This window comes from Geodermatophilus sp. SYSU D00697, assembly GCF_054050175.1.
Genome location: NZ_JBJGYV010000037.1, coordinates 22,234 through 35,009, shown reverse-complemented (window position 1 = coordinate 35,009; position 12,776 = coordinate 22,234). Strand labels below are relative to the sequence as shown.

Here is a 12,776-nt window from a genome sequence, read left to right as displayed (position 1 = left end):
GGTTCCTCCCGTTGCTCCCACGGTGAAGAGGCCACCATGCGCACCATCGACGAGACCGCCGGCCCGGGCGACACCCGTCCCGGAGCCCCGACCTCCCCGCGCGGCCGCGCCGCACAGGCCGGAGTGCCGACCATCCCCCTCCCCCGCGAGTCGGCCCAGGCGACCGCCCGCACCGCGCGTCCGGCACGAGCGGCCACGGCGGTCCCCGCCTCCGCCAGCACCGGTGTCGCGGCCCTGCTCCGCGGCCCGGTCCGCCCGGCGCGGGTGCTGATGAGCGTCCCGGCCGCGGTCTACCTGCACGTCCCCGGCGAGCGCGGGGGCGACGTCGTCGGTGTGCTCACCAGCGACGCGGCCCGGTTGCCGCTGGGGTGTGTCCTCTTCCGCCCGAGCAACGGCCGCCCGCTGGTGGCCCTGCCCAGTGACGCACCGGCCGAGGTCGGCGGCGGCCGGATCGTCGTCGGCGACCTCGCCGTGAGCGCGGCCGCGTGGTGGGACCCCCACCCCCGGCTGCCCAGCCCCCGCCCCGCGCTGCTGCCCGAGGGCGTCCGACAGCTGCGCAACGCGCTCTACGGCGAGGGGGTCCCGCACAGCGCGTTCACCCTCCCCGGCCTGCCCGCCGGTCCCGGTGGCCCGCTGGCCGCGCTGCGCGGCGCCGTCCGCCGGGCCGACTTGGACGCCGCCCTGCGCACCGCCGCCCGGCTGGTGGGCCTCGGCCCGGGGCTGACCCCGGCCGGGGACGACGTCATGGCCGGGACCATGGCCGGTCTGGTGCTGCTGGGCCACCCGGCCGCGGAGCGGTTCGCCGCCGGCGTCTACGCCCTCGCCGCGGGGCGCACCACCGAGCTGTCGCGGGCGCTGCTGCGGCACGCCGCCGCCGGGCGGGTCAGCGGCGAGTACGCCGCCGTCCTGCACGGCCTGGTCGGCGAGCGGCCGCTGGGCCCGGCGATCGCGGGCCTGCTGGCCACCGGCTCCACCAGCGGGCGGGCCATGGCACTGGGGCTGTGCACCGCCATCGACCTGGTGGACCGCACCACCCGCCAGCGCTGAGGGGTCGGACCCGTCGCGGGCCGGAGGGCTCCCGACGGGTCCTCCTTCAGATCCGGCAGGCGTGGATGCTGGTGACCAGGATGGCGCGGGCGCCGAGCTCCCAGAGCTCGTCCATCACGCGGTTGGTGTCGGTCTGGGCGACCATCGCCCGCACCGCCGACCACCCCTCGGTCTGCAGCGGGCTCACCGTGGGGCCCTCCAGGCCGGGGGTCAGCGCGGTGGCCTTCTCCAGCAGCTCGTTGGGGCAGTCGTAGTCGAGCATCACGTACTGCCGCGCCACCAGGACACCGCGCAGCCGGCGGCGCAGCTGGGCCACGGCCGGGATCTCCTCGGCCCCGGCCCGCCGCACGAGGATCGCCTCGCTGGTCAGCACCGGCTCGCCGATGATGTGCAGCCCCGCGGCCCGCAGCGTCGTCCCGGTCTCCACCACGTCGCACACGGCGTCGGCGACGCCCAGCCGGCAGGCGGTCTCCACCGCGCCGTCGAGCTTCACGACACCCGCGCGGATGCCCTTCTCGTCCAGGTAGCGCTGCAGCAGCACCGGGTAGGCGGTGGCGATCCGCTTGCCGGCCAGCTGCTCGACGGACGTGATGTCGGACTCCACGGGCGTGGCGAACCGGAACGACGACCGGCCGAAGCCCAGCGGCATGACCTCGACCGCGGCCGCTCCCTCGCCGTCGGCCGGGGCCGTCTCCAGCAGCATGTCGCGGCCGGTGATGCCGACGTCCAGCGTGCCGGCGGCCACGTACACGGCGATGTCGCGCGGGCGCAGGTAGAAGAACTCGGTGTCGCTGTCGGGGTCGTAGACGGCAAGGTCCTTGGTGCTGCGCCGCTGCCGGTATCCGCTCTCGGCGAGCATGGCGGCCGCGGGCTCACTCAGGACGCCCTTGTTCGGCACGGCGATGCGCAGCACGGCGGGTCTCCTTCGGTCGGTGTGTCGGCCCTCGTGCAGGGTCCCGCCGCGAGCCTGCGAGCGGTGGGGGGCAGGAGGGCCCTTGTTCAGAGGGGGGCGGCGTCAGAGGGGGCGGCGTCAGAGGTGTGCATAGACGTCGTCCAGCGTCAGGCCGCGGGCCAGCATGAGGACCTGCACCCGGTAGAGCAGCTGGCTGATCTCCTCCGCCGTCCGCTGCTCGCCCTCGTGCTCGGCGGCCATCCAGGACTCCGCGGCCTCCTCCACGACCTTCTTGCCGGCCGCGTGCACGCCGTCGCGGACCGCCGTGACCGTGCCGGAGGCGGGGTCACCGGCGGCCACCTTGGCCGCGAGCTCGGCGAACAGCGAGTCGAAGGTCTTCACGCCCGGCCTCCGTCCGCGGCGGGGATGACGGAGAAGCCGGTGGGCCGGGAGGGCCCCCGCAGCGAGCGGAGGGTGAGCGCGGTGGCCAGCGCCGCGATCGCCGCCTCCCAGCCCTTGTCCTCCGCGGAGCCGGGCAGCCCGGCACGGTCGCGCGCCTGCTCCTCGGTGTCGCAGGTGAGGACGCCGTTGCCGACCGGCGTGCCCGCGTCGAGGGCCACCCGGGTCAGGCCAGCGGTGACCGCGTCGCAGACGTACTCGAAGTGCGGCGTCCCACCCCGGATCACCACGCCCAGGGCCACCACGGCGTCGTGCCGCTCGGTCAGCGCCTGGGCGACCACCGGCAGCTCGACCGCACCCGGCACCCGGGCGACGGTCGGCTCGGGGACGCCGGAGGCGACGGCCGCGGCGATCGCGCGGTCCAGCATGGCCCCGGTGAGCTCCGCGTGCCAGGTGGTCGCGACGATGCCGAGCGTGAGGCCCGCGGCGTCGACCGGCTGCGCCTGGGGTGCGCCCGTGCCACTCACAGCTGCTGCTCCCGCTGGCGGAGGGGCACGTCGGTGCCGGGGACGGTGGGGACGTCGGCGGGACCGGACTCGGTCTCGGGCTCGATGATGTCGAGGAGGTGGCCCATGCGGTCGCGCTTGGTGCGCAGGTAGGCGAGGTTCTCGGCGGTGACGTGGCTGGGCAGCGGCACCCGGCCGGTGATCTTCAGGCCGTAGCCCTCCAGGCCGGCGCGCTTGGCCGGGTTGTTGGTCAGCAGCCGCATGGTGTGCACGCCCAGGTCGACCAGGATCTGGGCGCCGGTGCCGTAGTCGCGGGCGTCGGCGGGCAGGCCGAGGTCGAGGTTGGCGTCGACGGTGTCCACCCCGGAGTCCTGCAGCTGGTAGGCCTGCAGCTTGTGCAGCAGGCCGATGCCCCGGCCCTCGTGCCCGCGGATGTAGAGCACCACCCCGCGGCCCTCCTGGGCGACGGCGGCCAGCGCGGCCTGCAGCTGCGGGCCGCAGTCGCAGCGCAGCGAGCCGAACACGTCTCCGGTCAGGCACTCGGAGTGCACCCGGACCAGCACGTCCTCGCCGCTGGAGATGTCGCCGTAGACGAAGGCGACGTGCTCGCGCTCGTCGTAGGAGGACCGGTAGCCCACCGCGGTGAACAGCCCCGGGGCCAGGGGCACCGCGGCCTCGGCGACCCGCTCGACGAGCTTGTCGAACCGCTTGCGGTAGGCGATCAGGTCCGCGATCGACACCAGGCACAGGTCGTGCTCGTCGGCGAAGACCCGCAGCTCCTCCCCGCGCGCCATGCCGGTCGGGTCCTTCTCGCTGACCAGCTCGCACAGCGTGCCCGAGGGGCGCAGCCCGGCCAGCACCGCCAGGTCCACGGCGGCCTCGGTGTGCCCGGGCCGGCGCAGCACCCCGCCGTCGCGGGCGCGCAGCGGCACGATGTGCCCGGGCCGGGCCAGCTCGGCCGAGGTCGTGTCGGCGCCGGCCAGCAGCCGGATGGTGTGCGCCCGGTCGGCGGCGGAGATGCCGGTGGTCACCCCCTCGCGGGCGTCGACGGTGACGGTGTAGGCCGTGCCCCGGCGGTCCTGGTTGACCCGGTACATCGGCGGCAGGTCCAGCCGGTCGGCGTCGGCCTCGGTCACGGCCACGCAGATGTAGCCCGAGGTGTAGCGCACCATGAACGCCACCAGCTCCGGGGTGGCGAGCTCCGAGGCGAAGATCAGGTCGCCCTCGTTCTCCCGGTCCTCGTCGTCCATCACCACCACCGGGCGGCCGTCCTTGACCGCCGCGATGGCGGCCTCGATGGTGTCCAGGCGCAGCGTGGACTCACTCACCGGCGTGCTCCCAACAGGCGTTCCACGTACTTGGCGACCACGTCGACCTCCAGGTTGACCGGGCTCCCCGGAGGCACCGAGCCGAGCGTGGTCTCGCGCAGGGTGGTGGGGATGAGGCTGACCTCGAACCACGGCTCGGGGTCGTCGACCGCGCTCACCGCGCTGACCGTGAGGGAGACGCCGTCGACCGCGACGGACCCCTTCTCCACCACGTAGCGGGCCAGCTCGGGCGGCAGGGAGACCCGGACGACCTCCCAGTGCTCGCTGGGGGTGCGGCTCAGGACGGTGCCGACGCCGTCGACGTGGCCCTGCACGAGGTGGCCGCCGAGCCGGGTGTGCGGGGTCACCGCGCGCTCGAGGTTGACTGCGTCACCGTTCGCGAGCGCGCCGAGGCTGCTGCGCCGGAGGGTCTCGGCCATCACGTCGGTGCTCCAGACGCCGTCGGCTCCGTCCACGCCGGTGACGGTGAGGCACACGCCGTTGACCGCGATCGAGTCACCCAGTGCCACCCCCTCCAGCGCCCTGCGCGCGCGGATCCGCAACCGGGCCGCGTCCTGCTGGTCCTCGCGGACGACCAGGGTCCCGATCTCCTCGACGATCCCGGTGAACACGATCAACTCCCTCCGGTCGCGGCCGGGCTGTCCGCGGACCGACCTGCACCAGTGTGCCGGTCGGCGCGCAGCCGGATGCCGACGTCCCCGCCCAGGAGGGTGACGTCGACGAGCGACAGGGTCAGCGCGTCGCCGATCGAGGTGATTCCCAGGTCCCCGACGAGGCACGCGCCGGCACCCAGCAGCTTCGGCGCGAGGTGCACGACGGCCTCGTCGACCAGCCCGTCGCGGAAGAACGCCGCGGCCAGGGTCGGGCCGCCCTCCAGCAGCACTCGCCGCACGTCGCGGTCGAACAGCTCGGCGAGCAGGGCGCGCGGGGTGGCGGCGGCACTGACCAGGGTCGGCGCCGCGCCGACGCGCACCCGGGCGGTCGCCGGCAGCCGGCCGCGGCGGTCGAGCACCACCCGCAGGGGCTGCCGGTCGGCGTCCCGGCCCTCGGCGTCGCGGACGGTGAGCTGCGGGTCGTCGGCCAGCGCGGTGCCCGAGCCGACCACGACCGCGTCGCAGGTGGCGCGCAGGCGGTGGACGGCGGCGCGGGCCTCGGGCCCGGTGACCCACCGGCTGCTGCCGTCGGCGGCGGCGACCCGGCCGTCGAGCGTGCCGGCGGCCTTCCAGACCACGTGGGGCCGGCCCTGCCGGACGCCGGTCAGCCACCCGGCCAGCGCCCCCTCCTCCGCCCGGTCCTGCTCGACGCCGAGCACGACGTCCACCCCGGCGTCGCGCAGCCGCCGGGCACCGCCCCCGGCCAGCTCCGTCGGCTCCGGGACGGCGACGACGACGCGCGCGACGCGCGCCGCCAGCAGGGCGTCGGCGCACGGACCGGTGCGGCCGGTGTGCGCACAGGGCTCCAGGGTGACGACGGCGGTGCCCCCGCGGGCCCGGTCGCCGGCCGCCGCGAGGGCACGGACCTCGGCGTGCGGGCCGCCGGGCGGGGCGGTGGCCCCCTCCCCCACCGGCGTCCCGTCGGCGGCCAGGACGACGGCACCGACCGGTGGGTTGGGGCTGGTGGTGCCCAGGACGCCCTCGCCCAGCTCGCGCGCCCGCGCCATGGCGGAGAGCTCGGCCGCGGAGACGCTCATCCCTGCCGCGCCGCGGCGGCCTGCGCGCGGAGGCCGGCGATGGCGCGGGTGGGGTCGTCGGCGCCGTAGACCGCGGAGCCCGCGACGAAGACGTCGGCACCGGCCGCGGCCGCCTGCTCGATGGTGTCGGCGTTGATGCCGCCGTCCACCTCGACGAGCAGGGTGAGGTGCCCGGTGTCGACCAGCTCGCGGGCGCGGCGCACCTTGGGCAGCACCTCGGCCATGAACTCCTGGCCGCCGAAGCCGGGCTCGACGGTCATGACCAGGAGGGTGTCGAAGTCCGGGAGGACCTCGAGGTACTCCTCCAGCGGGGTGGCCGGCTTGAGGGCCAGACCGGCCAGCGCCCCCGCCGCGCGGATGTCGCGGGCGACGGCGCGCGGGTCGGCGCACGCCTCGGCGTGGACGGTGACGTTGCGTGCGCCGGCCTCGGCGTAGCCAGGGGCCCAGCGTTCGGGGTGGTGGATCATCAGGTGGCAGTCCAGCGGCACCGGGCTGACCGCCTGCAGCGCCTGCATCACCGGGAGGCCGAAGGTCAGGTTCGGCACGAAGTGCCCGTCCATGACGTCGAAGTGCAACCAGTCGGCGTCCTTGACCCGCTCGGCCTCGTCCGCCAGCCGGGCGAAGTCCGCCGACAGCAGGCTGGGCGCGATCATCGGGGTGCGGGACACGTCTGCCGAGTCTAGGCGGGGGCGAACCGCCCTCCGCCCCGGGAGCCGATCACCGCCGGGCGCGCGACCGCCGTACCCACAGGCCCCCGGCCACGGCGGCGACCACGAGCACGCCCAGGCCGACCAGCCAGCCGGTGGCGACGCCGCCGTCGTCCTCCTCCGCCGCCGAAGGGGTGGTGGCCGGTGCGGCCGCCGTCTCCTGGGGCGACGCCTCCGGCGTCGGGGACGGCGTGGGGTCGATCGCGGGTGGCGTCGCCGGCGCCGGGGCGCCCGGGGCCACGGTCAGCACCGGCGCGGGCTGCTCGGGTTCGGGCGCGCCGGCTGCGGCCTGCTCGATCCAGGCGTCCTCGGCACCGTCGGCGTAGCGCTGGATGGTGGGGAAGGCCAGCTCGGTGACCTCGAACGGCAGCTGGGCGACGGTGACGGCGACCTCGGCGTCCTCGCCGGGGGCCAGGGGCGGTCCGCCGACCTCGAAGCCGTCCGCGGTGGAGGTGAGCGTCCAGCCGGCCGGGCCGGAGGCGAGCGAGACGGTGGCCGGGTCGATGCCCTCGGGCAGCCGCGTGCGCAGGCCGGCGACGCCGGACGGGTTCTCGGCCGCGGCGGAGAACGTCACGGTGACCGGCCCGGTGCCGGCGGTGGCGCCGGGCGCGCTCACCTCGACGTGGGCGGCGGCCGTCCCGGTGCCTGCGGCGAGCAGGACGGCGGCCAGGGCGCCGGTGGCCAGGGAGCGGCGCAGGGCCGCGCTGCGGGTCCTCACGGCGCTGTAGTCGTCCTCCCGGCGCCGCTGGTTCCCGGCGCGGCCCGCGCCGGTCTCACTCCCGGTCGGGCAGGGCCACCCACTCGGCCCAGGAGAGGTCCCGGCCCACGTAGCGCGGACGGCGCAGCGGCCAGCGCTGCGCGATCCACCGGGGGACGAACCCGTCGAGGGCCCGCTCCACGTCGGTGCCGACCAGCCCGTCGACGACCCACCAGGAGACCTCGGCGTCGGCGTCCCCGGCCTTCTCCGGCGGGTCGATGTAGACGCAGCCGAGCAGCTCGGTCTCGGCCTCGTCGTGCAGCGAGTAGTTGAAGCTCTCGTGCGCCTCGATCTCGGCTTCGTGACGGGCGAGGTCGGCGCGGTCCTGCTCGCGGGTCATGGTGGCCGGCGGCCAGCCCCAGGCCTCGCCGTGGATCGACCAGAGCCGCTCCCGGCAGGCCATCACGACCGGGAAGTCCAGGTCGACGTCGGCCTCGCGGATGGGGCGCAGGTGGTGGCCGGTCGGGAGGTCGGCACGCAGCGGGTGGAGGAAGTCGTCGGGCAGCCAGGGCACTCGCGCACGGTAACCGCGCGGACTACCGGAACGCGGGAGTACCACGGCGGGGGTGGCCGGTCCTAGCCTGAGCCCGTGGGACGCACTCCCCGGTTCCCCGGCACCGGTCGGATCTCGGTGGCGGCCTCCGTCACGCGCTTCACCGTCGCCGGCGTCGTGGCGACCCTCGCGCTGTCCCTGCTCATCGCGGCCCTCTCCCGGCGCGCGGGGGACGAGCAGGGTGTCCGGTCGGCCGAGCGGGTCGCCCGGGTCGTCGGCCACGGGGTGGTGGCGCCGCTGCTGACCCCGGAGCTGCGGGCCGGCGACGCCGACGCCCGGGCCCGGCTGGAGACCGCCGTCGCCGCCGCCGCCTCCTCGGGTCCGGTGACCCGGATCGATGTCCTCGACGGCCGGGGGCGGGTGCTGTGGTCCGACGAGCCGCGGGTCGTGGGCGAGGTCGTCCCGCTGGACACCCTGGAGCGCGACGCGCTCGAGAACGAGACCGTGGCCTCGCACGTCACCGACCTCGCCGCACCGACGAACCGCTTCGAGTCCCCGGACCGCGCCCTGCTCGAGGTGCACGTGGGCGTCCGGGACGCCGGCGGACGGCGACTGCTGGTCAAGGTCTACCAGGGCTACGACGTGGTGCAGGAGTCGGCGCGAGCGGCCTACATGCGCTTCGCCCCCGCCTCCCTGGGCGCCCTGCTGCTGCTCCAGGCGGTCCAGATCCCGATCGCCTGGCACCTCGCCCGCCGGCTGCGCCGTCACCAGGAGGCCGAGACCCGGCTGCTGCAGTCGGTGGTCGACGCCTCGGAGGACGAGCGCCGGCGGATCGCGGCCGAGGTGCACGACGGCGTCGTGCAGGACCTCACCGGCCTCACCTACGACCTCGACGTCGCCCGGCTCCACCCGTCCAGCGCGGACCCGGAGCTGGTCGCGCGCACCGCCGAGCGGGTCCGGCACAGCGTGACCGAGCTGCGGTCGCTGCTGGTCGACCTCAACCCGCCCCGGCTGCCGGAGGCGGGCCTGGCCCCCGCGCTGGCCGTGCTCGCCGAGGGCCTGCAACGGGAGGGCCTGCAGGTGCAGCTGGACACCGAGGCCGCCGAGGACCTCCCGGAGCCGGTCGCCTCGCTGCTCTACCGCGCGGCGCTCGAGGCGCTGCGCAACGTCCGGTCCCACAGCGAGGCCACGCGGGTAGCCGTCGTCGTCACCCGGACGCCGACCGAGGCGGCGATCGTGGTCGACGACGACGGCCGCGGGATGGACCGCGTGGGCCTGGCCGCCAGCAACGTCCACGGCCACCTCGGGCTGCGCACCCTGGAGGACCGCCTGCTGGCCGCCGGGGGTGCCCTGACCATCTCCAGCGCGCCGGGCGCGGGCACGCGGGTCCTGGCCCAGGTCCCGCTCGACGACTCAGGCCCGCTGTACCGCGGCGCGGCGGCCTCCGACTCCGTGGGGGTGGCCCGGTGATCCGCGTCCTGGTGGTCGACGACCACACCGTCGTCCGCCGGGGACTGACCCACCTGCTGGCCACGACCGACGACATGGAGTGCGTCGGGGAGGCGGCCGACGGCGACCAGGCGGTCGAGATGGTCGCCGAGCACCGGCCCGACGTCGTGCTGCTGGACCTGTCCATGCCCGGCTCGGACGGCGTCTCGGTGATCCGCCGGCTGCGCGCGGCCGGCGACCCGACCCGGGTGCTCGTGCTGACCTCGTTCAGCGACGCCGGGCTGGTCCTCGACGCCGTCTCGGCCGGCGCGGACGGCTACCTGCTCAAGCAGAGCCGGGCCGAGCAGATCCTCGACGGCGTCCGGACCGTCGCCACCGGCGGCGCGCCGGTCGACCCCGCCGTGGCCAGCTCGCTGCTGCGCGACGTCCGCGACCGGGGGGCGCCGGGCGTGCCGCTGACCGATCGCGAGGCCGAGGTGCTGGAGCTGATCCGGCTCGGGTACCCGAACCGGCTCATCGCCCGCCGGCTGGCGATCAGCGAGCGCACCGTCAAGGTGCACGTGACGCACATCCTCCAGCGCATCGGCGTCACCGACCGCACGCAGGCGGCGCTGTGGGCCGAGCGCAACCTGCGGCCGACGCGGCGGTGACCGGGGCTCAGCGGGTGCGGCGCAGCAGCGCCATGAACATCGCGTCGGTGCCGTGCCGGTGCGGCCACAGCTGCCCGTACCGCCCGCGGGCGACCCCAGGGACGTCGGGGAACAGCGGGGCGACCGGCAGCACCTCGACGTCGTCCCGGGCGGCCGCGGCATCGACGACGGCGACGGTCTCGGCCGTGTGCGGGGAGCAGGTCAGGTAGGCCAGCACCCCGCCGGGCCGCACCGAGGCCAGTGCGCCGGCCAGCAGCGCCGTCTGCAGCTCGACCAGCGGGGGCACGTCCTCCGGCGTCCGCCGCCACCGGACCTCGGGGCGGCGGCGCAGCGCGCCGAGCCCGGTGCACGGGGCGTCGAGCAGCACGCGGTCGAAGGAGCCCGCCGCCCACGGCGGGCGGCGGCCGTCGGCGACCAGCACGTCGACGTCCTCCTCGTCGCGCAGCGCCTGCCGGACCAGCTCGGCGCGGTGTGGCGACCGGTCGGCGGCGGTCAGCCGCACCCCCGCCGGGCGCACCGCCGCCAGCAGGGCCGCCTTGCCGCCGGGGCCGGCGCACACGTCCAGCCAGGCCGTGTCGGGTCCCTCCAACGGCGCGCGGGCGAGCAGCAGCGCGGCCAGCTGGCTGCCCTCGTCCTGGACGCCGGCGGTCCCCGCTCGGACCGAGGGCACCCGGCCGGGGTCGCCGCTGCCCAGCCGGACGGCGTGCGGCGACCACGGTCCCGGCGTGCCGCCGGACTCCTCGGCCAGCCGGTCGCGGGTCACCCGGCGGGCCACCAGGTGCACCTCGGGCGCGGTGTCGTCGGCGAGCAGTGCGCCCTCGAGCTCGTCGTCCCCGCCGAGCGCCTCCCGCCAGGCCCGCACGATCCAGCCCGGGTGGTCGGTGGCCAGCGCCAGCCGCCGCTCGTCGTCCCCGCCGAGCCGGTCGAGCCAGGCCGCGCGGTCCCCGCCGGCGGCCACCTTGCGCAACACCGCGTTCACCAGCCCGGAGGGGCCGGCGCCGATGATCGCCCGCGTGAGGTCGACGGTGGTCGCGACCGCGGCGTGGGCGGGCACCCGCAGGTCGAGCAGCTGGTGGGTCCCGAGCCGCAGCAGGTCCAGCACCCGCGGGTCGAGGTCGGCCAGCGGGCGGTCGACCAGCTCGGCGAGGACCGCGTCGAGGGTCCCGGTGGCGCGCAGGGTGCCGTAGGCCAGCTGGGTGGTGAAGGCGGCGTCGCGCGCGTCGAGCTCCCGATCGCGCAGGAGCTGGGGCAGCAGCAGGTTGGCGTAGGCCTGGCGGGAGGAGACCGCGTCCAGGACGTCGTAGGCGGTCAGCCGTGCGCCGTCGAGCTGCGGCCGGGGTGCCCGCCGTCCGTCGCGCCGTCCGGGCCGGGGCCGGCCGGGACGGCGCGGAGGGCGGCTCACGTGCCGACCCGCTCGCCCGGGGCCGGCCGGGCACCGCGCGCCCAGTCGCCGGCCCGGAGCAGCCGCTTGCCGGCCGGCTGCACCTCCCCCAGCCGGACCGCGCCGGAGCCGGTGCCGACCAGCACGCCCGTGGGACCGACCGACAGCTCGCCGGGGGCGAGACCGAGGGAGGTCGGCAGGGGCTCGACCGGGCCCAGGCGCAGCCGGTCCCCGCGCCAGGTGGTCCACGCGCCCGGCGCCGGGGTGACCCCCCGGACCCGGCGGTCGACGACGTGCGCCGGCAGCGCCCAGTCGACCCGCGCGTCGGCCGGCTCGATCCGCGGGGCCAGGCTCACGCCCTCGGCCGGCTGCGGCTGCGGCTCGAGCGTGCCGGCCGCGATGCCGTCGAGCGTGGCCAGCAGCAGCCGGGCACCGCTGGCCGCCAGCCGGCCGAGCAGGTCGCCGGCGGTGTCCCGCGGCGCGATCGGCTCGGTGACCACGCCGTAGACCGGCCCGGTGTCGAGACCGGCCTCCAGGCGGAAGGTCGAGGCCCCGGTGAGCTCGTCACCGGCCATGATCGCGTGCTGCACCGGCGCGGCCCCGCGCCAGGCCGGCAGCAGGGAGAAGTGCAGGTTGACCCAGCCGTGCCGGGGCAGGTCCAGTGCCGCCTGCGGGACCAACGCGCCGTAGGCGACGACCGGCGCGCAGTCGACCGCGAGGGCTGCCAGCCGGTCGAGGAACTCCGGGTCGCGCGGGCTGCGCGGCTGCAGCACCGGCACGCCGGCGGCGTCGGCCCGTTCGGCGACCGCGGAGCGGCTCACCTTCCGGCCGCGCCCGGAGCGGGCGTCGGGGCGGGTGAGGACGGCGACGACCTCGTGGGAGGAGTCGAGCAGCAGGTCCAGGGCGGGGACGGCGACCTCCGGCGTCCCGGCGAAGAGGAGCCTCAGTGGGGGCTCACCTCCACGCGCGGCACCCAGGCCGGCACACCGGACCACTCGGCGGCAGCGATCTCGGCCAGGGCGGCCGCGCGGGCGGCGTCCTCGAGCCGGTCCACGAACAGCACGCCGTCGAGGTGGTCGACCTCGTGCTGCACCGCGCGGGCCAGCAGGTGGGAGCCCTCGACGCGCAGCGGCTCGCCGTGCAGGTCGAACCCGGTGGCGGCCACGTAGAGGTGACGGCGGCAGTCGTAGGCGAACCCCGGGATGGACAGGCAGCCCTCGGGCCCCTCCTGGTACTCCTCGCCCACCGCGGACACCACCGGGTTGACCAGGTGGCCGAGCTCGCCGTCGACGTGCCAGGTGAACACCCGCAGGCCGACGCCGATCTGCGGAGCGGCCAGCCCCGCGCCCCCGGCGGCGAGCATCGTGTCGGTCAGGTCGGCGACCAGCCCGCGCAGCTCCTTGTCGAAGTCGACGACGGGCGCGGCGGGGGCCCGCAGGACCGGGTCGCCGTAGAGCCGGATGGGGGTGACGCTCAC

At 76.7% G+C, this 12,776-nt stretch carries 15 protein-coding genes; 3 read left to right on the top strand and 12 right to left on the bottom strand.

Features of this window, described 5'->3' with window-relative positions; translation table 11 throughout:
• Nucleotides 1-36: 36 nt before the first annotated feature.
• The gene (locus ACI79C_RS22370; protein ID WP_456947891.1) at nt 37-1,047 is read left to right on the top strand and encodes a DUF2877 domain-containing protein; all 1,011 of its coding nucleotides are present in this window, start codon (nt 37-39) and stop codon (nt 1,045-1,047) included.
• Nucleotides 1,048-1,093: 46 nt separating this feature from the next.
• Here ACI79C_RS22370 and hisG read toward each other — a convergent pair whose 3' ends face one another.
• The 9 genes from hisG to ACI79C_RS22325 all read right to left on the bottom strand — a co-directional run bounded on the left by hisG (nt 1,094) and on the right by ACI79C_RS22325 (nt 7,840).
• Nucleotides 1,094-1,960 carry an ATP phosphoribosyltransferase gene (gene hisG / locus ACI79C_RS22365; protein WP_456947890.1) on the bottom strand — a complete coding sequence of 289 codons (867 nt, stop codon included), beginning with the start codon at nt 1,958-1,960 and terminating at the stop codon, nt 1,094-1,096.
• A 117-nt stretch (nt 1,961-2,077) separates the two neighbouring features.
• Nucleotides 2,078-2,341, bottom strand: coding sequence for a phosphoribosyl-ATP diphosphatase (locus ACI79C_RS22360; protein WP_456947889.1), 264 nt, complete (start codon nt 2,339-2,341; stop codon nt 2,078-2,080).
• A complete protein-coding gene (gene ribH, locus ACI79C_RS22355) occupies nt 2,338-2,865 on the bottom strand; it encodes a 6,7-dimethyl-8-ribityllumazine synthase (protein WP_456947888.1) in 528 nt (175 codons plus the stop codon). Before ribH ends, ACI79C_RS22360 begins: the two co-directional genes overlap by 4 nt.
• On the bottom strand, nt 2,862-4,172 hold the full coding sequence (locus ACI79C_RS22350) for a bifunctional 3,4-dihydroxy-2-butanone-4-phosphate synthase/GTP cyclohydrolase II (RefSeq protein WP_456947887.1): 1,311 nt from the start codon (nt 4,170-4,172) through the stop codon (nt 2,862-2,864). Before ACI79C_RS22350 ends, ribH begins: the two co-directional genes overlap by 4 nt.
• The gene (locus tag ACI79C_RS22345) at nt 4,169-4,783 is read right to left on the bottom strand and encodes a riboflavin synthase (protein WP_456947886.1); all 615 of its coding nucleotides are present in this window, start codon (nt 4,781-4,783) and stop codon (nt 4,169-4,171) included. The genes ACI79C_RS22350 and ACI79C_RS22345 overlap by 4 nt, the downstream gene beginning before the upstream one ends.
• Nucleotides 4,784-4,785: 2 nt before the next feature.
• Nucleotides 4,786-5,862, bottom strand: a complete 1,077-nt coding sequence (gene ribD / locus ACI79C_RS22340; protein ID WP_456947885.1) for a bifunctional diaminohydroxyphosphoribosylaminopyrimidine deaminase/5-amino-6-(5-phosphoribosylamino)uracil reductase RibD — start codon at nt 5,860-5,862, stop codon at nt 4,786-4,788.
• Nucleotides 5,859-6,530 (bottom strand): ribulose-phosphate 3-epimerase, encoded by a 672-nt coding sequence (gene rpe, locus ACI79C_RS22335; protein ID WP_456947884.1) that lies wholly within the window; start codon nt 6,528-6,530, stop codon nt 5,859-5,861. The genes ribD and rpe overlap by 4 nt, the downstream gene beginning before the upstream one ends.
• A gap of 49 nt (nt 6,531-6,579) precedes the next feature.
• Nucleotides 6,580-7,287, bottom strand: coding sequence for a DUF1775 domain-containing protein (locus ACI79C_RS22330; RefSeq protein WP_456947883.1), 708 nt, complete (start codon nt 7,285-7,287; stop codon nt 6,580-6,582).
• Between the two features lie 55 nt (nt 7,288-7,342).
• Nucleotides 7,343-7,840, bottom strand: a complete 498-nt coding sequence (locus ACI79C_RS22325) for a hypothetical protein (protein WP_456947882.1) — start codon at nt 7,838-7,840, stop codon at nt 7,343-7,345.
• Between the two features lie 75 nt (nt 7,841-7,915).
• Here ACI79C_RS22325 and ACI79C_RS22320 point away from each other — a divergent pair, with 75 nt between their 5' ends.
• Entirely contained in the window at nt 7,916-9,289 is a 1,374-nt protein-coding gene (locus tag ACI79C_RS22320; protein WP_456947881.1) for a sensor histidine kinase, read from the top strand.
• Complete coding sequence (locus ACI79C_RS22315) at nt 9,286-9,918, top strand: response regulator (RefSeq protein WP_456947880.1); 633 nt, start codon at nt 9,286-9,288, stop codon at nt 9,916-9,918. The genes ACI79C_RS22320 and ACI79C_RS22315 overlap by 4 nt, the downstream gene beginning before the upstream one ends.
• Before the next feature lie 7 nt (nt 9,919-9,925).
• Here ACI79C_RS22315 and ACI79C_RS22310 read toward each other — a convergent pair whose 3' ends face one another.
• The 3 genes from ACI79C_RS22310 to def are packed head-to-tail and all read right to left on the bottom strand — an operon-like array spanning nt 9,926 to nt 12,776.
• Nucleotides 9,926-11,320, bottom strand: a complete 1,395-nt coding sequence (locus tag ACI79C_RS22310) for an RsmB/NOP family class I SAM-dependent RNA methyltransferase (protein WP_456947879.1) — start codon at nt 11,318-11,320, stop codon at nt 9,926-9,928.
• A complete protein-coding gene (gene fmt, locus ACI79C_RS22305) occupies nt 11,317-12,294 on the bottom strand; it encodes a methionyl-tRNA formyltransferase (protein WP_456947878.1) in 978 nt (325 codons plus the stop codon). Before fmt ends, ACI79C_RS22310 begins: the two co-directional genes overlap by 4 nt.
• Entirely contained in the window at nt 12,243-12,776 is a 534-nt protein-coding gene (def, locus tag ACI79C_RS22300) for a peptide deformylase (RefSeq protein ID WP_456947877.1), read from the bottom strand. Before def ends, fmt begins: the two co-directional genes overlap by 52 nt.

Coding starts and splice junctions, on each gene's coding strand:
- ribD (WP_456947885.1), bottom strand. CDS start 5,862: ATGAGCGTCTCCGCGGCCGAGCTCTCCGCCATGGCGCGGGCGCGCGAG.
- ACI79C_RS22370 (WP_456947891.1), top strand. CDS start 37: ATGCGCACCATCGACGAGACCGCCGGCCCGGGCGACACCCGTCCCGGA.